General features: G+C 71.4%; 17 protein-coding genes and 2 pseudogenes. 11 read left to right on the forward strand and 8 right to left on the reverse strand.

Annotated elements, in window-relative coordinates; all coding sequences use genetic code 11:
• The first annotated feature begins 1 nt into the window (after position 1).
• Together ACF061_RS31325 and ACF061_RS31330 are read left to right on the forward strand one after the other, a co-directional pair.
• Positions 2-505: a hypothetical protein gene (locus ACF061_RS31325; RefSeq protein WP_392270369.1), complete on the forward strand. Its 504-nt coding sequence runs from the start codon at positions 2-4 to the stop codon at positions 503-505.
• Positions 502-1,269 carry a carboxylesterase family protein gene (locus ACF061_RS31330; RefSeq protein ID WP_392270370.1) on the forward strand — a complete coding sequence of 256 codons (768 nt, stop codon included), beginning with the start codon at positions 502-504 and terminating at the stop codon, positions 1,267-1,269. Before ACF061_RS31325 ends, ACF061_RS31330 begins: the two co-directional genes overlap by 4 nt.
• Here ACF061_RS31330 and ACF061_RS31335 read toward each other — a convergent pair.
• The gene (locus ACF061_RS31335) at positions 1,189-1,887 is read right to left on the reverse strand and encodes an isochorismatase family protein (RefSeq protein WP_392270371.1); all 699 of its coding nucleotides are present in this window, start codon (positions 1,885-1,887) and stop codon (positions 1,189-1,191) included. The genes ACF061_RS31330 and ACF061_RS31335 overlap by 81 nt on opposite strands.
• Before the next feature lie 765 nt (positions 1,888-2,652).
• Between ACF061_RS31335 and ACF061_RS31340 the strand changes: the two genes are divergently transcribed.
• A complete protein-coding gene (locus ACF061_RS31340) occupies positions 2,653-3,969 on the forward strand; it encodes a vanadium-dependent haloperoxidase (RefSeq protein ID WP_392270372.1) in 1,317 nt (438 codons plus the stop codon).
• Positions 3,970-4,542: 573 nt separating this feature from the next.
• Positions 4,543-4,845, forward strand: a pseudogene (locus ACF061_RS31345) (transposase); the annotation flags it as partial.
• A gap of 68 nt (positions 4,846-4,913) precedes the next feature.
• On the opposite strand, the gene ACF061_RS31350 reads toward ACF061_RS31345, so the two are convergent.
• From ACF061_RS31350 to ACF061_RS31365, 4 genes are all read right to left on the reverse strand, one after another.
• Positions 4,914-5,765: an ATP-binding cassette domain-containing protein gene (locus tag ACF061_RS31350; RefSeq protein WP_392270373.1), complete on the reverse strand. Its 852-nt coding sequence runs from the start codon at positions 5,763-5,765 to the stop codon at positions 4,914-4,916.
• Positions 5,762-7,618, reverse strand: coding sequence for a dipeptide/oligopeptide/nickel ABC transporter permease/ATP-binding protein (locus tag ACF061_RS31355; RefSeq protein ID WP_392270374.1), 1,857 nt, complete (start codon positions 7,616-7,618; stop codon positions 5,762-5,764). The genes ACF061_RS31350 and ACF061_RS31355 overlap by 4 nt, the downstream gene beginning before the upstream one ends.
• On the reverse strand, positions 7,615-8,556 hold the full coding sequence (locus ACF061_RS31360) for an ABC transporter permease (RefSeq protein WP_392270375.1): 942 nt from the start codon (positions 8,554-8,556) through the stop codon (positions 7,615-7,617). Before ACF061_RS31360 ends, ACF061_RS31355 begins: the two co-directional genes overlap by 4 nt.
• 72 nt (positions 8,557-8,628) lie before the next feature.
• Positions 8,629-10,158, reverse strand: a complete 1,530-nt coding sequence (locus ACF061_RS31365; RefSeq protein ID WP_392270376.1) for an ABC transporter substrate-binding protein — start codon at positions 10,156-10,158, stop codon at positions 8,629-8,631.
• Positions 10,159-10,450: 292 nt separating this feature from the next.
• Here ACF061_RS31365 and ACF061_RS31370 point away from each other — a divergent pair, with 292 nt between their 5' ends.
• On the forward strand, positions 10,451-11,110 hold the full coding sequence (locus ACF061_RS31370; protein WP_392270377.1) for a TetR/AcrR family transcriptional regulator: 660 nt from the start codon (positions 10,451-10,453) through the stop codon (positions 11,108-11,110).
• Here the strand turns inward: ACF061_RS31370 and ACF061_RS31375 are convergent.
• Positions 11,100-12,077: an SGNH/GDSL hydrolase family protein gene (locus tag ACF061_RS31375; RefSeq protein ID WP_392270378.1), complete on the reverse strand. Its 978-nt coding sequence runs from the start codon at positions 12,075-12,077 to the stop codon at positions 11,100-11,102. The genes ACF061_RS31370 and ACF061_RS31375 overlap by 11 nt on opposite strands.
• Positions 12,078-12,428: 351 nt before the next feature.
• Here ACF061_RS31375 and ACF061_RS31380 point away from each other — a divergent pair, with 351 nt between their 5' ends.
• A complete protein-coding gene (locus tag ACF061_RS31380; RefSeq protein ID WP_392270379.1) occupies positions 12,429-14,819 on the forward strand; it encodes a glycoside hydrolase family 3 C-terminal domain-containing protein in 2,391 nt (796 codons plus the stop codon).
• A 1-nt stretch (position 14,820) separates the two neighbouring features.
• Entirely contained in the window at positions 14,821-16,050 is a 1,230-nt protein-coding gene (locus ACF061_RS31385) for a serine hydrolase domain-containing protein (protein WP_392270380.1), read from the forward strand.
• A 331-nt stretch (positions 16,051-16,381) separates the two neighbouring features.
• On the opposite strand, the gene ACF061_RS31390 is transcribed toward ACF061_RS31385, so the two are convergent.
• Together ACF061_RS31390 and ACF061_RS31395 are read right to left on the reverse strand one after the other, a co-directional pair.
• A complete protein-coding gene (locus tag ACF061_RS31390) occupies positions 16,382-16,960 on the reverse strand; it encodes a TetR/AcrR family transcriptional regulator (protein ID WP_392270381.1) in 579 nt (192 codons plus the stop codon).
• Between the two features lie 10 nt (positions 16,961-16,970).
• A complete protein-coding gene (locus ACF061_RS31395; protein WP_392270382.1) occupies positions 16,971-18,275 on the reverse strand; it encodes a glycoside hydrolase family 1 protein in 1,305 nt (434 codons plus the stop codon).
• A 249-nt stretch (positions 18,276-18,524) separates the two neighbouring features.
• On the opposite strand from ACF061_RS31395, the gene ACF061_RS31400 reads away from it, so the two are divergent.
• From ACF061_RS31400 to ACF061_RS31415, 4 genes and pseudogenes are all read left to right on the forward strand, one after another.
• Entirely contained in the window at positions 18,525-20,141 is a 1,617-nt protein-coding gene (locus tag ACF061_RS31400; RefSeq protein WP_392270383.1) for a family 20 glycosylhydrolase, read from the forward strand.
• Positions 20,142-20,372: 231 nt separating this feature from the next.
• Positions 20,373-20,605: pseudogene (locus tag ACF061_RS31405) on the forward strand (amidase family protein); the annotation flags it as partial.
• A 953-nt stretch (positions 20,606-21,558) separates the two neighbouring features.
• Entirely contained in the window at positions 21,559-22,536 is a 978-nt protein-coding gene (locus ACF061_RS31410; RefSeq protein WP_392270384.1) for an MBL fold metallo-hydrolase, read from the forward strand.
• 613 nt (positions 22,537-23,149) lie between these two features.
• Positions 23,150-23,572, forward strand: a complete 423-nt coding sequence (locus ACF061_RS31415; protein WP_392270385.1) for a hypothetical protein — start codon at positions 23,150-23,152, stop codon at positions 23,570-23,572.
• Positions 23,573-23,709: the final 137 nt, after the last annotated feature.

Below are 23,709 nucleotides of genomic sequence, written 5' to 3' on the forward strand. Positions count from 1 at the left end.
CATGCCACGCTTCGTCCGCTGGTACGGCTCCGGTCCCCTGCACCTTCTCGTCCTGATCGCCTCCTTCGCGATCACCGGCTACGCCATGGTGCGCCTGTTCGCCGTCCGCCCGCTCGAGGTCGCGGTCTGGTTCGTCGGCGCGGCGATCCTCCACGACCTGATCCTGCTGCCCCTGTACTCGCTCGCCGACCTGTCGGCACACGCTGTCCTGCAACATCGCGCCACCCGCATGCCACAACTACCGTGGATCAACTACCTGCGCGTGCCCGCCTTTCTCTCGGGTGTGCTCCTGCTCGTCTGGTTCCCCCTCATCTTCGCCCTGTCGACTCCCTACCCGGGTGCCACCGGGTTGTCCATGGACGTCTACCTCGGCCGGTGGCTGGCCATCACCGCCGTGCTCTTCGCCGCCTCCGCCGTGGCCTTCGCTCTCAAACTCCGCCGCGTCCGACGGGCCGCCCACGCCGACGAAGAACGACCTGCACCAGGTCACGACGCTGCATCGTGACGGCCGACGAGGACGGCTCGCCCTGCGCCGGAGGAGACCCTTACGCGCTCGCCCTGCGGGCCGGCCATGGACCGGTGTACCTGCGGCTGGCGGACGGGTGCCGGATCCGGATGCCGGCGCACCGCTGGTACGCGCATCCCACCGGGGCCGACGAATCCGTGCTCAATCGCTGCGTCGGCCCCGTTATCGACGTGGGCTGCGGGCCGGGCCGGCTGTGCCGGGCACTCCTGGGCCGCGGAGTCTTCGCGCCCAGCGCTGCACCGACGCCGGGCTGTTGGAGCAGCGAGGGATTGACACCGCTGGTGCGGGGTCTGTCCGACCAGGTCGCGGCCCTGCGCTGGGTCCGTGAGAACATCGCCGCCTTCGGTGGCGATCTGGGCAACGTCACGGTCGTCGGCCAGCCCTCCGGCGCTGCCTCGGTCGCCTGTCCGATGGTGATGGATCGCGCCCGTGGCCTGTTGCGCCGTGCCATCGCCGACAGCGCAGCCAGCCTTTGCCACACGCCCGGGTTCGCTGCGGCGACCGCCCAGTACCGCGCCGGCGGTGGAACCGGCGGCCATGACAACGGTGAGGCGAAGGTTGGTGCCGAGGACGGCGAAGCTGCCGTCGCGGCTGTAGCGGGCGAACGCGACCAGCATGGTCGGCAAGGAGACCAGCAGGGAGACTGCCGTCCGACGTCGCCGTCACTGGGCTGGCTGGGCCGGTCCCGTCCGCTTCCTGATCAGGTCCAAGACCTCGTCTGTGGCCCGAACGTCGCCGAATGACCGGTAGATCGTGAGCAGCGCGGCGTTGTGGTCCTGGTCGCGCCGAGCCGCGTTCCCGTCGGCCACCATCAGCACGCGCAGGCCCGTGGTGGCCGCGTCCCGGGCCGAGGACTCGCAGCAAACGTTCGTGAGTGCGCCAGTGATGATAACGGTGTTGATGTCGCGCTCCGCCAGCAGCCCTGGCAGCACCGAGCGGCCGGGGAAGAAGGCGCTGTAAGCGGTTTTCTCCACCACCAAGTCATCTGGCCGGACGTCGAAGGCGTGCCACAGGCGCGAGCGCAGCGGCCCTTCACCGCCCGTCGACGAGAACACCTCGCTAACCGTGGGACCGTAGAACTCACTGCTTACGCTCGCGAGCGGTGGCTCGTTCGCCGGCAGCACCCAGGCGACCAGGCCGCCGGCTGTGCGCAGCGCCTCGGCGATACGGCCGATGTTGGGCACGACGCCGCGGACGTACGGATTCGCCTCGGCGAAGAAAGGCACCATGTCGATCACGACCAGTACGGTGCGCACCGGGTCGAGGCTCTCGTAGGCGTGCCTCCTGCCGCGTCTGTCCTCCTGCCGCGCGTACTCCCGGGGTTCGATCCGCCACTCGTGGATCTTGGAGTCGGTTCGCATACGCCCCCCCAGTCGACTTGCCAGCGGCTACGGAGAATCTGCCCTCGGACACCGGCGGCCACGCTGACTGCGTCGGCCGGCCACATGTCGTGCTCAGAGGGGCCAACTGAAGCGCCCAGTGGCCGAGTAACGTGCTCAGGCCCCAGGTCCGCGTCGGCCACACGCCCTCAATTCACGGACATCCCTGAGGAATGTTCACCGTGCGCCGGGCAGCTGGCCGCAGCCACGTCCCACGCGGCCCGCTGCACGCTCACGCGCCTGGCCGACGATCTCCCGCAGGCAGCTGGACTCCTCGAGGGCGCATGTCACGGAGCACGGGGCGCCGACAGCGGCGCGAACAGGCTCCGATCCGGTCGGCGGCGTCCACCAGAGGTGCCGCTGCCGACAAGGGAACGTCCCGGTGGCACGGGGGAGACCACCGGGACGACAACTCCCAGCCCACGCGGCACCGTTCGCGAAGAGCCCCCACCCACCGGCTGAGCGCCGGAACACCGGGCCTCGCGCCGCGGCAGCGGTCCCGTCGCCTGGTCGATCGTCCGGTCCTGACCTGGGGTTCAGGCCGGCGGAGGATCACTTCAGCACCATCGCACCCAACAGGCCAACCATGTAGCGGCTTCCAGCCGAACCTCACCCATGGCCTGGCGTACACACGCCGCTGCGCTCAGCATTCCTGACGATCGTCGAACCGGGGAGGGACTGACTGCCATGAGGGCATCTGAAACGCGGGGCGGGGACAGACCGAGGTGGGCGCCGACGCGCCGGGCCGTGCTGGCAGGCCTGAGCGCGGGAGCAGCCACCGTGGTACTGCCGGCGTTCGAGGCGCGGGCCGAGGCTGCGCCGTACGAACCGGTGCACTACTGGAGCAAGATCCTGGAAGACGTGGTGCGGCAGGTCGGCGGGGCACCCGGTCCGCTGGCCCGCAGCGCCGCGATCATGCACCTGGCGATGTACGATGCGGCCAACTCCGTCACTCCGATCGGGCGACCGTACGTGGTCAAGCAGCCGGTTCTCGGGGCGGCTTCGCTGAACGCGGCCATCTGCACCGCCGCGTACACCGTACTGCGCAACCTGTATCCGGCCATCACCTCCTTCCAGGGCAACCACACCTGGGCCCTGTCGCAGGATGCCTCCACCGTGACCCAGGCGGAGAAGGACCGCGGCAGCGCCATCGGCAAGGCCGCCGCCGACGCCCTGCTCAACGCCCGCTCCAACGACGGCGCACTCGCCCCTGCCGTCTATACCCCCGACGGCGAACCGGGCGCCTGGCTGGCCACGGGGCCGGAGTCCGCGGCTACCCCGCAGTGGGGCAGCCTCAAGCCGTTCGGCATGAGCTCGTCCAGCCAGTTCCGGCCCCCGCTCCCGGGCGGCTTCGCCACCTACCAGGCATTGCTGCGCAGTGCGCAGTACGCGGAGCAGGTCGACGAGGTACGCCGGTTCGGAGGCCACAGCGACACCCAGCGCACCACGATCCTGCGCACTGCCGAACAGACCGAGATCGCCAAGTTCTGGGCGAACGACCTGGACGGCACCTACAAGCCCCCCTCGCAGCTCTTCCAGCACACCCGCATCATCGCCCGTAAGAGGACGCTCACCGTCGTCCAGAACGCCAGGCTGTTCGCCCTCTTGGCCATGGCCCTGGCCGACGCGGCCATCGCGTCCTGGGACGCCAAGTACAACACCCCGATCGACCTGTGGCGCCCCGTCTCGGCGATAAACCGCGCCGACACCGACGGCAACGACGCCACCACGGCCGACCCGGACTGGCGGCCCCTGTCCTCGCGCGACGACGGCAGCAGCTTCACCCCGCCCTTCCCCGCCTACATCTCCGGGCACGCCACCTTCGCGGGCGCCTGGGCCGCCGTGCTGCGCCTCTACTTCGCCACCGACAACATCGCCTTCTCGGCCACTACGAACGACTCCTACAACGGCGGCGTGTACCGGTCGTTCAACACTCTGTCCGCGGCCGCCGAAGAGAACACCCTCAGCCGCGTCTTCCTGGGCGTCCACTACCGGTGGGACGGCGAACAAGGCCTGGCCACCGGGGACGCGGTCGGCCGGCACATCTCGAACACCTACCTCTGACGACTCCCCGCTGTCCCGGACTGGGACGGGTACCCCCGCCGGGGGCCCGGCCTCGATGTCGCTCGAGGCCGAGCCGGCCCTTGAAGGTCTCGCTGACCGACTCGACGACCTGCCGCGGGGGGTGGAACAGCTTCGAACCGGCCCGCTGGGGGCTCGCCCCGCGGGCCGGCCGGAGGATGCGGACGTCCAAGTCGGCGAGCAGTTCCTCGAACTCGCGGCCGAAGTGGTTCCTGTCCCCGATCTTGGTCTGGCCTGTGGGTGCCGAAAACTCCGTCCATGGCCTGTGACCGGCGCGTTCTCGTGAATGGCCACCGGTTGCCGGATGGACGTGTCAGGCTGATGGATCGTGCTGCTGCGACTGCCCTACCTCGACGTCTCTACCAACGCACCCTGCACAGTGCGGCACCGCTTCGGCCAGCCCCCGAACCGATCACTGCCCCGGACCGACTCCATTACCTCGACGTTCGCCGACGTGATCGACTCGGCGGCATCCCCCACGAGCACGCACACGCGGCGTGACCTGCGAGGACGTAATAATCGCCACTCGCAGGCTTCCCCGCCCTCCTCGAAGAGGTCAAGGCGCCCATCATGCTGGTGTGGGACCGGCTGAACACTCACATGTCCCGCGTCATGCGTGAGCTGATCGCCGAGCGCGAGTGGCTGACGGTGTTCCTGCTGCCCGCGTACTCGCCCGACCTTAACCCGGTCGAGTGGGTATGGCCGCACGTCAAGCGCAGCCTGGCCAACCTCGCCGTGGTCGCCCTCGGCCGGCTCGAAACCCTCGTACGCAACCGGCTCAAACGCCTCCAGTACCGGCCCGACACCCTCGACGGCTTGATAGCCGGCACCGGCCTGGACCTCGATGAACTCACGTGACCTTGACAAGCCGAAGTCGGTAGTCGTTGTCGGACTCCCGGCTCACCCCCTGACGGCAGCCCTTGCCGTCAGGAGCTGAGCGTTCCGCGCGCGGTCTGTCTGCGCCGACGCTGCTCGGGGACATCCGCCACCGGGGCGGAGAGCAACAGCGCGCGGGTGTATTCGTGCTGCGGTGTGGTGGTGACGGTGCGGGCGTCGCCTGCTTCCACGATGTCCCCGTGGTGGATCACCGCGACCCGGTGGCTCATGAAGCGCACGACCGACAGGTCGTGGGTGACGAAGAGGTAGGCGATCCCGGTCTGTTCCTGGATCTCCAGGAGCAGGTCGAGAACGGTTCGCCGGGTGGTGAGGTCGAGGGCGGACACCGGCTCGTCACAGATGACGAGCCGGGGTCGCAGGGCAAGTGCGCGGGCGATGGCGACGCGTTGGCGCTGCCCGCCGGAGAACTCGCGGGGCAGGCGGGCCGCCGCGTCGGCGGGGAGGTGGACACGGGCGAGCAGTTCACCGACCCGGCCGCGAGCCTCCTTGGTGCCGATGCCGTGTCCGAGCAGGGGTTCGGCGAGGGTGTCCCCGATGGTGAGGGAGGGGTTCAGCGAGGTGTAAGGGTCCTGGAAGACGACCTGGAGGTCGCGGCTCAGCCGGCGGCGGCGGGCGGCAGGGGCCTGGTCGATGCGTTCACCGGCGAAGGTGATGGTGCCTGACCGGACCGGGACGAGTCCGAGGACCGCGCGGCCGATGGTCGTCTTGCCCGAACCGGACTCGCCGACCAGGCCGAGCGTTTCGCCCGGTCGGATGTCGAACGAGACGCCCTTGAGCACCTCCGTGCGCGGAGCACGCCGGCCCTTGCCGCGGAAGGAGACCCGCAGGTCCCGCACCTGGAGCAGGATGTCCGTGGAGGTGGCGGCTTCGGTCGCGGTCATGCGGTGGCGCTCCTTGTCTCTCGGGCCCGCCAGGGGGCTCTGGGCGGGGCCTCGTCGAGCACGGCGCCGAGCAGGGTTCGGGTGTAGGGGTCGCGGGGGGCGTGGAGAACCTCTTCGGCGCTGCCGGTCTCTACGATCCGGCCGGCGTTCATCACCGCGACGCGGTCGCACAGGTCCGCGACGACGCCGAGGTCGTGGGTGACCAGGAGCACGCCCAGGGCGCGGTCCTTCTGCAGGCGGCGCAGCAGGTCGAGGACCTCAGCCTGGACGCGCACGTCGAGCGCGGTGGTGGGCTCGTCGGCGATGAGGAGTTCGGGGTCGCAGGACATCGCACCGGCGATCAGGACGCGCTGGGCCATGCCGCCGGAGATCTGGTGGGGGTACAGACGCAGTGTGCGCTCGGGGTAGGGGATCTCCACCATGCGCAGCAGGTCGGCGGCGCGGCGGGCCGCTTCCCGGCGGGAGATGCCGAGGACGTGCCGCATGGGTTCCATGAGCTGGCTGCCGACGGTGAATGCGGGGTCCAGGTTGCTCATGGGTTCCTGGGGGACGTAGGCCACCGTGCCGCCCCGCAGGGCGCGGTAGGCGCGTTCGGGCAGGCCGGTGACTTCCCGTCCCTTGACGGTGATGCTTCCGCCGCTGACCGCTCCGCCGTCCGGCAGGATGCCCAGCACGGAGAAGGCGGTCTGCGTCTTGCCGGAGCCGGACTCGCCGACCAGGCCCACGATCTCACCGGCGCGGACGTCGAGGTCGACGCCGTGCACGACCTGCTTGCGGGTGCCGTCCGGCTGGGCGTAGGCGACGGTGAGGCCGCGCACCGAGAGCAGCCCGGAGCGGTCGGAGCTGCCGGCGGGCAAGTTTTTCGCGGCGGCGGCGGCGACAGTGGGAGGGGGCGGGTGGGCGGCGCCGTGCCGGGCCCGGCGGGGCGCGGCCGTTTCGGCGCTCCGGTCCTCCAGGACGTCGCGCAGGGCCCCGGCGAGCAGGACGAGGCAGCCGTTGGTCAGACCGAGAGCGAGGCCCGGCCACAGCATCAGCAGCGGCGCGCGCTGGATGTTCTGGAACGCTTCGTTGAGCATCGCCCCCCAGGTCGCGGCCGATCCGCTGCCGACCCCCAGGAATTCCAGACCGGCCTGGAGCCCGATGGCGATGCCGGTGACGAGGGCCACCTGGATGATGACGGGGCCGCGCACGACGATGAGGATGTGCCGGGCGACGATGCGGGCGTCGGACAGGCCCGACACCTTCGCGGCGTCGACGTAGAGCGCTCCGCGTACGCCCGCGACCACGCCGCGCACGAGGCGGAAGAAACTCGGCGCCGCGAGCACGCCGAGCACCGTCATCAGGGCCCAGACGCGGGGGCCGAGGATGGCACGGGAGGCGAGCAGCACCACCATGGCGGGCAGGGCCATGACGAGGTCGACGACCCAGTTGGTGAGGGAGTCGAACCAGCCGCCGCGGTAGCCCGCGTACAGACCCGGCGGCACCCCGAGGACGAGAGCGATCCCGAGGGCGATCAGGGCTCCGCCGAGGGTGTTGCGCCCGCCGTAGAGGATGCGCGAGAGGATGTCGCGGCCGGCGGAGTCCATGCCCAGCGGATGCGCGCCATTGGGTGCGGCGAAGGCGTCGCCGAGCGAGGAGACCTGGGGGCCTTGCGGGGAGAGCAGCGGTGCCAGGCACACGGCCGCGACCAGGAGCAGCAGCACGGCGGCGGAGAGGGCGCCGAGCGGGTGCCTCAGCAGACGTCGGACGGCGCCTGTGCGGTGGGCCGGTGGTTCGCCGGCGGGCCCGGCGGCGGGGCCGGGGAGCCCCGTGCGGGCCGCCGCGGGCGCGTCGGCGGGAAGGTGCTCGCTCATGCGGCCCTCGCCTTCGGGTCGAGCCAGCCGATCAGGATGTCGACCAGGAGGTTGATCAGGACGACGCCGGCCACGCTGAGCATGACGAGCGCCATGATCACGGGGATGTCGCCGCGGGTGGTGTAGGTGACGGTCATGCTGCCGATGCCGGGGAGCCCGAAGATCTGCTCCACCAGCACGGCTCCGCCGAGCAGGCCCACGAACTGCATGCCGAGGACGGACAGCGCCGGCGCCGAGGCGTTGCGCAGGACGTGTCGGAACACGATCCGGGAGGCGGGCAGGCCGCGGGCGCGCAGGGTCCGGACGTAGTCCTGGCGCAGTACGTCGATCACCGCGCCGCGCACCTGCTGGGAGACGCCCGCCACGGATGCCACCGACAGGGACAGGACCGGCAGCGTGATGGTGGACAGCCAGCCGCCGGGGGACTGGGTGAACGCGGTGTATCCGATGGCGGGGAACCAGCCGAGGCGGACCGCGAAGACCAGCACGATGACCAGGGTGACGAGAAAGCCCGGGAGCGCGTAGCCGACGACGCCCAGGATCTGGACGAAGCGGTCCACGGCGCCGCGCCGGACTCCCGCCCAGACGCCGAGCAGGAACGACACGACGGTCGTGACGAGCGTGACGCCCAGCATCAGGCTCACGGTGACCGGCAGCCGGCCCGCGACGGCCTCGCCGACGTCCTCGCTGGTGAACCAGGAGGTGCCGAGGTCACCACGGACGGCGTGGGCGAGCCAGTCGGCGTACTGGGCGAGGACCGGGCGGTCCAGGCCCAGCGAGGCGTTCTTGGCGTCCACGGCCGCCTGATCGGCGCTCTGGCCGAGGAGCTGGCGGCCGACGTCCACGTCCGCGATCGACAGCAGCAGGTAGGTGAGGAACGACAGGACGAGCAGGAGCAGGGCTCCGGCCGCGATCCTGCGGGCGACGAAGTTCAGCATGGCACTCGGTATCCGTGACCGGCCGCCGGGAGCGGTCGCGCGGGTTCCCGCCCGACCGCCCCCTTGGCGGACTCACTTGACGGGGGTGTAGTTGTAGATCGAGGGGACGGCCATGCCGGACTGCGGGGTGATCTTCACCGTGCCGTCCGAGACGTGCAGGTAGGTCATCCGGTAGAAGGGGACGAACCAGCCTGACTTCACGAGGTGTTCGTTCAGGGCCCGTGCGGCCTGCTTCGCCTGCTCGCCGCTGCTGGTCTGGATCCGCGGGATCAGCTCGCGCACGGTGGGGTCGGTGGTGCCGAACATGTTGAAGGCGCCGGGGGTGACCAGTTCGTTGACGACGACCCAGTCGGACGCGGACTGGCCGATGTTCATGACGAGGCCTGAGTACGCACGGTCGGTGAACACCTTCCGGACCGCCGAGCCGCCGTCGAGGTCGTCCCAGACCAGCTTGACGCCGATGGCCTTGAAGTCGGTGGCCAGCGACGATGCGAGCGCGTCATTGACGATGGCGGCGATGCGCGGCAGTTTCAGTGTGAAGCCCTGGGCGTAGCCCGCTTCCTTCAGCAACTCCCTGGCTCTGGCCGGGTCGTGGGGGTAGTACGTGTCCAGCCGCCTGTCGTACCCCTGGGTGCCGGGACCGAAGACCTGGTCGGTGACCTGACCGCGGTCCTGGCGGATGGCGTGGAGCATGGCCGCGCGGTCGACCGCGCGGTTCAGTGCCTGGCGGACGCGGGGGTCCCTCAGGGCCGGGGTCAGCTTCCCGTCGCGGTCGAAGAGCAGCAGCCCCTGGAAGTCGAACTCCTGCTTCGCCGTCTTCATCCTGGCATCGGACTCGACGCTGATCTGTTGGTCGGCGGTCTGCAGGAGGGCGGCGTTCACCTGTCCGGTCTTGAGGCCGTTGACGATCGCCGTCTCGTTGTCGAAGAAGCTGATCGTGAGGTTCTCGTAGGGGAGTCGCTTGCCCCAGTAGTCGTCGTTGCGCTGGTAGACCCACTTGGTGCCGATCGTCGTGCGTGCCTTGACGAGGCGATAGGGGCCGGTGCCGTCAGGGGTCGTCTTGAGGCTGTCGGCCTTCGCGAACTTCGCCGGGTTGGCCATGAGGCCGGCCGCGTCGCTCAGGTAGAACAGCATGGCGGGGTCGGCCTGCTTGAGTTTCAGGGTGACGTGCGAGGCGTCCGCGACGTCGACCGAGTCCAGGTCGTTCAGCCACTTCGCGTCGGCGCCGCCGCCCTTCTTGAAGCGCTCCATGTTCGCTTTGACCGCTGCGGCATCGAAGGCGGTGCCGTCGGCGAACTTCACGTCCTTGCGCAGCGTGAGGGCGAGTTCGGTGCGGTCGGAGTTGTACTTCCAGGAGGTGGCGAGCATCGGGCTGAAGGCGCCGTCAGGCTCCCGCTTGACGAGTGTGTCGTACGTGGCCTGGAAGAAGGGCAGGGCACTGCCGACCGCCTGCGTGGGGTCGAGGCTCTGCGGAAAGGTCAGGGTCGCGATGTTCAGCGTGGAGGAGCCGGCGCTCCCGGTGCCGGAGCCGGTGCATCCCGCGAGGGCGAGGGACGCCGCCGCGCATGCGGCGACGGCCCCGCTTCGGGTGTTTCTGCTCATGAGATTCGCTCCGTCTGGAGGGCCGGGGAGGGCGTCCCGGGCGAGATTGGCGGTGAGCTTACCCGTGGAATTAACCACTTGGTAGGTTTTTCGGGATGGAGTTGACCAGGGGAGTTGCGCCGGCCGTCGGCCGGTCGGCAGCGGGCGGTGGCCGGTGCCGACCGGCCGCCGCACCGGACGGCCCGCAGCGGCGGGGAACCGTGGCAGGCTGCCTGTGACAACCGCCGCAGGGCGGGGACGCGCCCCCGCCCTGCGGCGGGCGCCGGTCGGACGACGGCAGGAGGCCGCAGAGTTGAGCGAACGACCCGAGAGTGTTCCGCGACGCCCGTCGAAGGGCGAACGCACACGGGCCCGCATTCTCGACTCCGCGACCGAACTGTTCTCACGTTCCGGCTTCAACGCCGTGTCGCTGCGTGACATCGCCGCGCACGCGGGGCTGACGCACGCCGGGGTGCTGCACCACTTTCCGGGCAAGGAGTCCCTGCTGATCGAGGTGCTCGGCCGCCGCGACAGGATCGACGCGCAGTCGGTCTTCCCCGGCATCGTTCACCCGGGCACCCCCGAGCCAGGTCCGGGTGAACGGCTGCGCCTGCTGGTAGGTCTGGTGGCGCGCAACAGTCGGACTCCGGGACTCGTCGCGCTTTACACGAAACTCTCCGCGGAGGCCACCGACCCCCAGCACCCCGCCCACCACTACTTCAGGGAGCGCTACCGCATCCTTCGGGAGGAGATGACGGTGCTCGTCGAGGCCCTGCGGGCCGAGGTCGCCCCGCAGGCTCAGGGCGATCCGGCGGTCACGGCACGGCAGTTGCTGGCGCTGATGGACGGTCTGCAGACGCAGTGGCTGATGGAGCCGGACGCCGTGGAGATGGAGGAACTGGTACGCGACTTCCTGCGCCGGCTGGGACTCGACCCCGAAGGCGGCGGGGGACAGGCCGGCGTCAGCGCGTGAGCGACGCGAGAACCGCATCGGCCGTACTCCGGTGCCCGGCCGCGTTGGGGTGGAACCCGGCGGCTTCCGCCGAGTCGCCGGGTTCGATCCAGCGCACGCCCGCGGACTTGCACACGTCGTGCCCGATCGAGGGCCGGTAGGCGTCGACGTAGGTGGCGTCGTACACGTTGGCCTGCTGGGCGAGCATCGTGTTGAGCTGCTTCTCCTTGTCCCGGACCCAGGGGAAGTCTCCCGTGGCGAGCGCGACCGTCTCCCGGCACGCGGTGCCGTCGTCGGGGAAGAGGGCCGGGTAGCCCACCAGCAGCACCCTCGCGCGCGGGGACCGGGCGTGGATCTCCGCGAGGACCGTGTCGATCCTGGGTGCCGTGGTGTTGATGCGGGAACCGATCTCGTCGGTACCGAGCAGGGTGTAGCTCTGCTTGCAGGGGGAGCCGTTCGGCGCCAGGTATCCGAGGAGCACACAGCGTGTGATCACGCCGCCCAGGTCCAGGTCGTTGCCGCCGATGCCCAGGGTGACCAGGGTGGTGTCGGGGCGCAGGGCGTCGAGTTGCGGCGGGGCCGAGTCCTGGCGGCCTGTCATGTCGCTGGTGTCGGCTCCGGCGCAGGTCACGTCGGTGAACGACGTCGCGCCGACGGCACGCGCCACCAGCGACGGGTAGTTGTTCGAGGAGCGCCCGCAGAGGGAGTCGGTCTGCTCGGGGATGCCGAGGCCGGAACTGTAGGAGTCCCCGAGCGCGACGTAACGCACCTCGCCGGCGGCGCGCTGGGCGGTGCGCCCGGCAGGGTGCTCCGGTGCGGGGGCCGCGGTGGCGGCCGCCGTCGCGCCGGCCAGTAGGGCGATGGCTGCCGCGGTCGCGACGCCGGTGCGCAGCAGCGCCCTTCGGGAGGTGCCGGTGCCGTGCGGGGACGCACTGCGGGACGTGTGTCCCGCGGCGGGCGGGGCGGACGGCTGACTGGCTGGGGACATGTCCGGTCCTCGTTTCATCGGCGAGCGGAAGGAGGCGCGGCGGCGGGATCAGGACGCTGTCCCGGAGCGGCGCGGCTCGAGCGCGAAAACCGTAAGTTGATCGGTTTCTGCTCGTCAATAGGTTGCGCGGAGCGGAATCGACCGACGGGACTCGCCCCTTACTCGCCGGTAGAAAGTCTTGACAGTGAAAACCGATCAATTTATGGTTTTTAGATCATCCGGCCGTCGACGCGGCTCACCCGCACCGGCCCGGAAGTCCTTCACACACCGTCAGCGAGCGGCCCGTCGCAGCAGCCTGGAAGCAGCGGCCCGGCCCCACCCCGCCTCACGAAACCTCGACAGGTGCGCCGAATGACCCACCAGACCCCACCGCCAGCGGCCCAGGATCCGGCACCGCCGCAGCTCACCCTCGCCGAGAAGGCGGCGCTGACCAGCGGTGCCGGCGACTTCGTCACCACCGCCGTCACCTCCTGCGGCATCCCGGCGGTCGCCCTGTCCGACGGCCCGCACGGGCTGCGGCTGCCGAAGGAGAGCGGCGACGGCGGACAGCTCGACCTGCACAGCGCCGCTCCCGCCACCTGCTACCCGCCCGCCACGGCCCTCGGCAGCAGCTGGGATCCCCAGCTCGCCCACCGCGTCGCCGGCGCGATCGCCGCGGAGGCGAGCGCCCACGGCATCCACGTCGTGCTCGGGCCCGGCGTCAACATCAAGCGGTCACCGCTGTGCGGACGCAACTTCGAGTACTTCTCCGAAGACCCCCTGCTGTCGGCCGAGATGGGTGGCGCGATGGTCCGCGGCCTGCAGGAGGCGGGCGTCGGGGCGGCACTCAAGCACTACGCCGCCAACAACCAGGAGACCGACCGCATGCGGGTCAGCGCCGACGTCGACGAGCGGCCGCTGCGCGAGATCTATCTACGGGCCTTCGAACGCATCGTCCGCCGCGACCGCCCCTGGTCCGTCATGGCCTCCTACAACGGCGTCAACGGCGTCCCGGTGACCGAGAACACCCGGCTGCTCACGGACATCCTGCGCACCGAGTGGGGCTTCGAGGGCATCGTCATGTCCGACTGGGGCGCCGTGCGCGACCGCATCGCCGCGCTGCGCGCCGGTCTCGACCTCCAGATGCCGGGCACGGACGGGCGCACCGACCGCCAGGTCGTCGCCGCGGTGGCCGGCGGCGACCTCGACGAGTCGGTGCTCGACACCGCGGTGGAACGGCTCGTCCGCTTCGCCCGGCGCACGACCAGCGTGGCACCCCCTCACCGCGAGGTGCCCGTCGACGAGCACCACCGCCTCGCCCAAGAGGCCGCGGAGCGGTGCATCGTGCTCCTGAAGAACGACTCGGAACTGCTGCCCCTCGATCCGACGACGGGAAGGGTGGCGGTCATCGGTGAACTGGCCCGCACCCCGCGCTACCAGGGTGCGGGCAGTTCCCAGGTGACGCCGACCCGCCTGGACACACCCCTGGACTGCCTGCACCGGCTCTCCCGCGGCGCCCGGGTGGACTTCGCCGCGGGCTACGTGCTCCCGGGCGCCGCGGCGGCGGACACGGCCGGCAAGGCGGCACCGGGCCCGGCCCCGGCCCCGGACGCGAACGTGGACACGGATGCGGAGATGGCCCTGGCCGACGAAGCCGTACGGCTCGCGGCCGCGAGCGACACCGTGGTGCTCTTCCTCGGCCTTGCCGCCCAGGACGAGTCGGAGGGCTTCGACCGCGACCACATCGACCTGCCGGACGTCCAACTGCGCCTGCTGGAACGGGTCCGGGCCGTCAACCCCAGGGTGTGCGTGGTGCTGTCCAACGGCGGCGTGGTACGGACAGCTCCCTGGCAGGCGGCCGTCCCCGCCCTGGTCGAGGGCTGGCTGCTCGGCCAGGCCGGCGGCGGGGCGCTCGCCCGGGTGCTGTTCGGCATGGTCAATCCCTCCGGCAAGCTGGCCGAGACCATCCCGCTGCGCCTGGAGGACTCGCCCAGCCACCTCTCCTTCCCGGGCGAGGAGGGCCGAGTCCGGTACGGAGAGGGAGTCTTCGTCGGATATCGCGGCTACGACGCCCGCCACTGCGAGGTCGCCTATCCCTTCGGCCACGGGCTGTCGTACACCACGTTCGCGTACTCCGGGCTGCGAGTCGCCCAGGACGAAGAGGGCGCGGCGTTCACCGTGTCGCTGACCGTCACCAACACCGGGGGCCGTACGGGACGCGAGGTCGTCCAGATCTACAGCAGTGGCCCGACGGCCTCCGTGGTCGCTCGGCCGCCGAGGGAGCTGCGCGGCTTCGCCTCGGTGTCCCTGGCCTCCGGCGAGAGCCGCGAGGTGGTGGTGGAGCTGGCACGTGACGACCTCGCGTACTACAGCGAACGCGAGGGCCGCCGACGGGTGGAGGGCGGTGTCTACCGCATCGAGGCGGGCTCCTCCTCGCGTGATATCCGCCTGTCGGCCGAGGTGAGCGTCGCCGGTGACCTCTCCCGCCTGCGCCTGAGCGGACGCAGCACGCTCGCGGAGTGGCTCGCGCACCCCGTGGGCGGGCCGCTGCTGAGCGAGAGGTTCGCCCGGGCCAGGCCGCAGGGGGCGGGACCGGGCGCCATGGACGATCCGGTGATGCGCAGGTTCCTCGCGGGGATTCCGCTCGACGTGATCTCGGAGTTTCCGCAGAGTCCCGTGCCGCCCGAGGATGTGGCCGAACTGGCCGCTCTGGTCGCCGCCGCAGCGCACGGCCAAGGCGGTCGGGACGAGGGAGGAGAGTGACGTGACGAACGGGGCGGTGGTGGCGGTCGGCGGGAGTGTGCAACCCGGCTGGGAGCGGGTGCGGGACGCCTTCGCCCGTGGCCAGGCGCATGATCCGGGTGCCGCTCAGCTGGCCGTCCATCACCACGGCCGGCTGGTCGTGGACCTGTGGTCCACGGGCACCGCGGCGCCGCCGGACGGACGGCCGTTCGGACCGGACCGGATCGGCGTGCTGATGTCCGTGTCGAAGGCCATGGTCGCCGTCTGCGCCCATGTGCTGTGCGAACGGGGCGTCCTGGACCTGGACGCGCCCGTCGCACGGTACTGGCCGGAGTTCGCGGCGCAGGGCAAGGTGGACACGAAGGTGGCCGACCTGCTCGCCCACCGCGCCGGGCTACCGGCCTTCACCGACGATCCCGCGGGTGTCGGGATGCCGGGGCACCTGGACTGGGAGGCACGCGTCAGCGCCCTCGCGGCGATGCGACCGGTGTGGGTTCCCGGATCGGCCTACCTCTACCACAGCCTCACCTACGGCCATCTGGTCGGAGAGGTCGTCCGCCGGGTGTCGGGGGCGAGTGTCGGTTCCTTCTTCTCCCGGGAGGTGGCCGGGCCGCTCGGACTCGACCTGTGGATCGGGCTGCCGGAACGGATGGAGCACCGGTTCGTCCCGCAGTTCGCCGTCAGGGACGCGCCCACGGCCGAACAGGTCGTGACGGCGATCGCGGGTCTCGGTCTCTCCCCGGACGGCAGGCTGGCCGGCGCGCTGCGGGCGTCGGCGGCCGAACTGACCGCGGTCATCGACGCGTTGTGCACGCGACAGGGCAGGGCCTGCGAGCTTCCGGCCGCGGGGGGCATCGGCAACGCTCGCTCGCTCTCCCGGCTCTACGCGGCGCTCATCGGCAGGGTCGACGGCGTGCGGCTGCTGTCGAGCGCCACCCTCAACCGGGCACGCGCCCCGCACACCGACCACCTGCCGCAACCAGCGCCCCTGGACCGGCTCGACGGCCCGGACCGGTCCCGCTTCGGGCTCGGCTTCGAATTGCCCCGCCCGGGCGAACCACTGCTGGGCGAGGGCTCCTTGGGCCATGCCGGAGCGGGGGGCCAACTCGGCATGGCCCACCCGGAGAGCGGGCTCGCGGTCGGCTACGTCTGTACGGCGATGTCCTGGGAGCCGTCGTCGGGGCCGGATCCGCGCTGGGCGCAGTGGACGGCGGCCGTCAGGGAGGCGGCGGGTATCCCCGCCCGGAGCTGACGTCGCACAGCACGGCGACTCGCACGGGGGACGCTGGGCGGCAGTCCACGAACGGCGCAGGGACGGGGCGGACGGGGCGGGAGCCGGTACGAGACCGGCTCCCGCCCCGCGGCGTCCGCGTGCCACCCCTGGGCCCGACCCCCTCGGCCTGACCCGGCTCCCCCCCCGCCCCGACACCTCTCGACACGACCTGGCCGCCCTTCGACCCGACCCGGCCGTCCCTCGACCCGACCCGGCCGTCCCTCGACCCGAATGTCACCCGCGCGTCGCGGCCGCCCGCCCGTGGTGGACCTGGCCGGGCGCCCCGCGCGTCCCCCGCGCCTCCTCCCGGTCAGGCGCTCGGCTCTGCTGCGAGGAGCCGCATGATGTCGTCGATCGGCTGCTCCATGTCCACCGACCGGTCGATGAGCCACTGCAGCTGGATGCCGTCGGCCACCGCCAGCAGCAGGACCGCGAGGCGTTCGGCGGGGACCACGGTGGTCATCCGTCCTTCGTCCATCCGCTTCTGGACGAAGGCGGCGACGCGATCCCGCAGGACCGGATAGCGCTGGGCGAAGTGCTCGTGCGCCGGGTGACCGGGGTCGCTGGCGGCCGCCGCCATGGACACGAACAGCTCCACCAGACCGGGGGTCCGGGCGCTCTCCCGGATGATCTCCCGGTAACTCTCCGGGTTGGTCCGCTCGTCCTGCCGGACGCGGGCCGTCTCGTCGCGCATCCGCAGCACCTGCGTCAGCAGGTCTTCCTTGGAGTCGAAGTAGTGCATCAGGCCGGGCAGGCTGAGATTGCACCTGGCGGCCACCTTGCGCAGCGAGGTCCCCCGGTACCCTTCGGCCGCGAAGATCTCCAGAGCCGCGTGCAGGATCTCGGTGCGCTTCGCCTCGCCCTTCTCGTAAGGACCCCGTTTCGCCATGCCGACCAGCCTAACCCGCGGCCGGGACGCCGGTGGGGGCGGTGGCCGGGCCGCCGGGGATACGTCCGGCGCGGGCCAGTGAGCCCAGCCAGCGGGCCGACTCCTTGGGTGTGCGGGCGAAGGTGTGCGGGTCGACCGAGATGAGCCCGAACGTCGGCCGGTAGGAACCCCACTCGTAGTTGTCCAGGGCGCTCCAGTGCAGATAACCGCGTACGTCGACGCCGTCGCGCATGGCCGCCGCCAGGCTTGCCAGGGCATTCGTGGTGTAGGCGATCCGCAGGGCGTCGTCGCCGGTGGCGATGCCGTTCTCGGTGACCAGGACGGGCACGTGCGGGCCGACGACACCGGCCGTGTGCCGCACCGCCTCGCCCAGGGCCTCCGGGTAGACCTCCCAGCCGGTCAGTGTGGTGGCGGCGCCCGTCGGCACGGGGAGCGGGCCGTCGGGGCCGATCCGGTGACGGGTGTACGCCTGCACGCCGACCCAGTCGTCCTCGCGGGCGGCTTCCAGGAAGACGTCCTCGCGCGGCCAGGCGTAGGCGGCGATGCGGTCCTCGGCTCCCGGCTCGGCATGGTAGACCTGGTTGGCCACCGTCCAGCCCACCTCCAGCCCGAGGCCGGACGACCTCAGAACGGCGGATGCGGCCCGGTGGGCGCGGATCAGCGCCCGGGTGACCTCGGCGTCCGGTTCGACCGCGCCGGGATCGAAGGCCACGGCACCTTCCTGGCTTTCGTCCGCCGGAGTCGGCCGAGGGCCCGTGGAGACGCCGTCGGAGCGCTGGGCAGCCCTGCGCATCAGGCTGTGCATCAGCGCGATCATGTTCGGTTCGTTGATGGTGGCCACGTGGCGCACACCGGCGCAGAGGATCTCGGTGGCCGTCTGGGCGTAGGCCGCGAAGAGCTCACTCGCATCCGGTGACGCCCAGCCCCCGAGTTCGCTGAACCAGCGGGGCGATGTGAAGTGGTGCAGCGTCACCACCGGGGTGAGGCCGCGTTCCAGGGCGCCGTTCACCATGGCGCGGTAGTGGGCGATGGCCGCGCGGGACACCTGTCCGCGCTCGGGCTCGATACGGGCCCACTCGATGCTGAACCGGTAGGCGTTGAAGCCGAGTTCGCTCAGCATCCCCATGTCCTCCGGCCAGCGGTGGAAGCTGTCGGCCGCGTCCCCGCTGCGCTCGGCGACGAAGCTGCCAGGCCGGTTCTCCAGGGCCCACCAGTCACTGGAGACGTTGTTCCCCTCGACTTGGTGGGCGGAGGTGGAGGCACCCAGGAGGAAGCCGTCCGGCAGCACGAGACCAGGCTCGGTCGAGGGGGTCATGAAGGGACTCCTTCCGTGTGGAGCCGGGGCGGCGGACGGCCGTGCGCGACTCCGTGAAAAGCGTTCATTGATCGGTTTTCGTGTTAGCGTACAGGCGGACCCGGTCCGGCAGGAAGAGGCGACAGGGCCGCCGCGGACACGGCCCGCTGCACCAGGGCCCGGCGCCGACCTGACACGGACGCCGGGTCCCTGGTCGCGGATGGCGCAAGCGACCGGTGAAGGTTCCGGACCAGCCCGTCGGAGGAGACCATGGACGCAGTCATTCCCCGCCCCGCGCGGCACACGGTGGTAGCCGGCGGCGGGGACCTGCCCGTCGCCGGGCCCTGGCGCATCCACGCAACCGACGGGCGTCTCGCCACGGTCGCCGGGGCCGTGCGCGCACTGCTGGAACCCCACCTGGGCAAGCGTCTGCTGCCGTCGGGCACCGATGACATCGCGGCAGACGCCGATCTCGCCCTCACCCTCGACCTGGACTCGGCGTCGCCCGCACCGCACCGCACTCCTGTGGGTGTCAGCCCGCAGGGCCTGCCGCAACCGATGGACGAGTCCTACCGCCTCACGGTCACCGACCGCGGCATCACCTGCCGGGCCGCCACCCCCGAGGGTGTGTTCCGGGCCGCCACCACAGCCGTCCAGTTGCTCACCGCGTCCGCTGCGGGGCTCGCCTTCCAGGAGCTGACGGACGCACCGCACTACGCGTGGCGCGGACTGATGGTCGATCCGGCGCGCGGTTACCTGACCCCGGGCGAACTGCGTCGCCTTATCGACCTCGCGGCGCTCTACAAACTGAACGTGCTGCACCTGCACCTGACGGACAACGAGGGCTGGCGGCTGCACGTGCCCTCCGTGCCCCGCCTGACCGCCTGCGGGAACAACGGCACGGTGGGGGAGTTCTACACCACCGACGACTACCGCGATCTGCAGCAGTACGCGGCAGAGCGCTTCGTGACCGTCGTCCCCGAGATCGACCTGCCCGGCCACTGCGCCGCCCTGCGAGAGGCCGTGCCGGGACTTCCGGCCGCGCCCGCACCGGAAGGGCTGGCGGACCGCTTCCCGTTCGTCCCGCCCCTCGACCTGGCGGACCCGGCGACCCACGACATCGTGGCCGCGATCCTGGCCGACGTGTGCCGGCTGACCTCCGGTCCCTACGTGCACATCGGCGGGGACGAGGCCGTCGGGATGACCGCGGAGAGCTTCGCCCTCGCGATCCGCGAACTGCGCGCCCTGGTCGAGGCGTCCGGGAAACGGCCACTGGCCTGGCAGGAGTCTTCGCGGGCGGGAGTCACCGAGGACACCGTCGTCCAGTTCTGGGTGGACGTGGCGATGATGGACCTGCCCGACACGGAGGAGGAGCTGAGCCGTCGCCCCGAACTGCTCAGGGCCGGACTCACCCTCGGGCTCATCAAGGCCATGAAGACGTTCTTCGCCCCCGCCGATCACGACGTCGCCCGCGTCGTCGAGGGCGGCGGACGCGTCCTGCTGTCCCCCCAGTCCCACCTCTACCTGGATCGCGCCTACGCCCGCGACGTGACGCCACCCGACCAGGCCGCGACCGCCGCCCGGCTGGGATTCCCCACCTACCGGCCGCGCGGGGCCCGGCACGCCGCCGCATGGGACCCGGCCTCCCACGCGATCCCGGATGCGCGGATCGCCGGGATCGAGGCGACGCTCTTCGGCGAGTCCGTCGAAGGGCTCGACGACGCGACCACTCTGCTGCTGCCTCGCCTCGCGTCCGTAGCGGAGACGGCGTGGACCGGCCGGCCGCCGGCGTGGCCGGACCACCGGGCCCGCCTGGCCCGCCACGCACGCATCTGGCAGGACCGGGGCCTGGCCTACTTGGCCTCCACGGAGATCCCCTGGCCATGACCGGGCCGTACACCGGACCGTAGCCGCTCCGCCGTCCCCGACCGCCTCCTCCAGGAGCCGTACGAGCTGGCGGGCGGCGGTGGAGAACCGACGGCCGTCCCGCAGAGAATCCGTCCGCGGGGCGGCCGTCGCTCACCTCACTTGGTGAGGTAGAAGTACTTCCAGACGCCGCTGGTCGTGGAGTTGACGGTGTCGCCCGACGCACCGTTCACGTAGGAAGGGCGCACGCGCGCGCAATTCCTCACCGCTCTCGCGATGCGGAACCGGGTGGCCCGTAGCTTGGCGCGGTACTTCGACGCGTACGACGTCCTCCCCACGCCGACCCTGCCGGAGCCCCCTTGTCCCTGGGCACTCATACCGAGGGTGCGGAGACACTGGACGGCCTCTGCTGGATCGAGCGCATCAATGACCTGTCGCCGTTCACCATGCCGTTCAACGTGGCGGGCACGCCTGCCATGTCCGTGTGGTGACCCGGCCTCGGAGGGTCCTCTCGAGCATGCGCTCGCGATCGATCCGCCTGCGGCGCACAGCATGGGAAAGAACATGACGTCCAGGCCGTCGGGGTCGCGAACGCGGGCGGGCAGGCCGTGAGAAATCCGAGGCGAATGCGGCGCCGCCGAGCCCCAAGCGGACGTAGGAAGCCGGGCTGATCCGCACGCACCGGCAGGCGCCGCTGTCTCAGTGACAGCCCCGACACCGGCACAGGCCGTCAAGGTCTGTGCCTGCAGTTCGTGGTGGTGCTCTCCACGCGTCCGCCGCACCTCGTCGTGGTGCAGCGGACGCGTCTTGTGACGGGACGATCAGGCTGTTCGCTCACTATTCGGTGTGGCCCGAATCTGGTCGACCGGCCGCGGGGGCGGCGGAATCCTGGTGGGACAGCAGCGCCCGCCGCTTGGGTCCGCCGAGGAAGTGAGCGATGCGTGAATCGACTGATCACCGGCATGGCGCCGACGGGAGCCCCCCTGAGCGCGGGCGCGGCACCGGCCGCAGCGGGCACGGGGACCGGGGGCTGCGGTCCGGGGCCGAGCGGGTCGCGGGGTGGAGGGCGACGGTCCAGCCGATGAGGGTGCTGCTCGGAGTCGAGGGCGGCGTTCGACGTACCCGCCGGCGGTGTCCAGCACACGCTGAACGCCGCCGACCCCGCCGCGCAGCACACCGATCCCCGAGCAGCACCAGGCCGAACACCGGAGCGGGCCGCAGGGGCGAACCAGCCGCGCGGCATCTGCCGCGGCGCACGCCGGCAAGGCGGACGTCGTCCTTGAGCAGCCCCTCGCTTCCCGGCCATGGGCTCACCGCAGGGCGCGGCCCCCTTGCCCGGGACCTCACGAACCGGACGCGAACGTACAAGCCCCGGCGTGTCGGGGCCCGCGCACGATGGCGGGACAGCCACGACGACCAGACCACGCAGGAGGAGACCATGACCCACCGTCCCATTCCGGCAGACGTCCCGACGACGGGCGACGCCCCGAGCCGCCGCCAAGTCCTGCGGGGCGCCGCTGCCGCGGGCTTCGGCGCCCTCACCGCGTGGGCCGGCGCGAGCGGCGCCCCAGCGGCAGCGTCCCAACGCGGCACCGGCACCGCGCACATCGTCTCCTGCCACGCCGGCCCCTATGAGGTACTGGCGTTGCTGGACGCACACGGGACCTTCCCCGGGACGCGGCAGAACTGGTTCCCCGACGCCGGCGACGCGGACTGGGCGAGCGCCGAGCGGCTCGACCCCGCCGCCTTCGGCCCGGGCGACACATGGGAACTCGATTTCCGCTGCTACGCCGTCCGCAGGCCCGGCGGCCGCGTCACCCTGGTCGACACCGGCATCGGGCCGGTCGGCAGCCCGGCATCGGGCTGGGCCCCGGTGCCGGGCCGCCTGCCGGAGGTTCTCCGGCTCGCCGGCGTCGGGCGGGACGACGTCGATACCGTCGTCCTGACCCACCTCCACGAGGACCACTACGGCTGGACGGTCGACACCGCCGGCACCCCGTTGTTCCCGAACGCCCGCCATGTGGTCCAGCGGGCGGAGATCGCCGCCCTTTCCGCCGACGACAGCGCCATGGCCTACGTGGTCGAGCCCCTGCGCCGGGCCGGACTGCTGCACCTGATCGACGGGCGGGTCAGGGTGCAGGGCGGCCCGGGCCGCTCGTCACTGACCGCGGTACCGACGCCCGGCCACACCGTGGGACACCAGTCCGTGCTGGTCGACGGCGGCCGCAGGCGCGTCATGGTCACCGGCGACGTCCTCGTCCACGCCGTCCAGCTGGCCGCGCCGAGCATCGCGTACCGGCTGGAACAGGACCAGGCCACGGCCCGACGCACCCGACAGGATCTCCTCGCCGACGCCCGCGCTCACGGCCACCTCCTGGCCACCGCCCACCTGAACCACCCGTTCCTCCGCCCCTGAGGGGTCGTTCTCTCCCGTCGTTTCATCCCGTAACAGGTTGATCCTGGGGTCTCGGGTCGCGCCAAGAAAGTCGTGTGAGGCTCCCCGCCGGCCGGCGTCGCCGTGTCGAGGGGGACTCACCAGCCTCGCCGACCGGTACAGGGACAAGTCACCTTCACTCGTCTCAAGAGCACACACGCGAAGATCCTCCATCTCCCGCTCGGCCCGAAGCCGTGTTCACCCTGGCCGGCGTCGCTCACCAAGAGGTCGCGGGTGCCGACGCGGGGCGCCTCGGCCGCGAGGTCACTCCAGAGCACGCGGGCCTGCTCCTGGAAAGGTGCGACGATGACCAGCGTTTCGCCGTGTTCGGCGAGGGGCCGGTCCGTGTTCTCGTCCCACACCGGCGCCAGAGCCGGCCCGTCGAGGCCGACCGCGATGTACGGCGGCAGCCGTAGGGGACTCCGGACGCGGTCGGTGCGGCTCGCCCGCCTTGATGCGGCCCATCGGCGGCTCCCTCCTCAGGGACGCGTGATTTCCGGGGTGCTGCTCAAGCCCGGGCTCTTGTCTATGGTGGTGCGTGGCCACAGGCGCGCCCCTGGTCGCAGAGGCCGCCGCATCTCAAAGGGGGGCCGGGATGAGCGAGTCGAGCAACGACGACGAGGGCACAGGCATCCTGATCGCACTCGGCATGACGGCCGGCCTGTCGTTGGTCTGGGCTTATGTCATCAAGGACCAGGCAGAGCTGATGACGTGGGGTGCCTTGGTGATGGCCGCAGTCACCGGCTTCATCGCCGGAAACTACAGCAGCCACAGCCAGTCGGTCGCCGTGACCTGCGCCTTGGCCACCCCGCTCGGCACCTACCTGGGCACACTCCTCGGCCTTTGCCTGATCGCCGTCGCTCGGAACGCTGGTGACTTCAGCGACGCCTGGCACCTCTTCACCAGCGACACCAGCGAGGCCGCGCGCCTGTTCAAGACCGAGGCCCAGGACCGCGACTGGCTCTTCCTGATCCTGTCGGCGCCGGTCGGATACGGAGCGGCGATGCTGGAGGATTGACACCTGGGGTGGGGGGCCCCCGCCCCCCCCCGGGGCCCCCCCCCCCCCCCCCACCCCCCCCGCCCCCCCCCCGGCCCCCGCCCCCCCCCCCCCCCCCGCGGGGGGCGCGGCGCGCGCGGGGTTGTGGGAGCCGAGAG

The organism is Streptomyces sp. NPDC015220, from assembly GCF_043079345.1.
Taxonomy (GTDB): domain Bacteria; phylum Actinomycetota; class Actinomycetes; order Streptomycetales; family Streptomycetaceae; genus Streptomyces.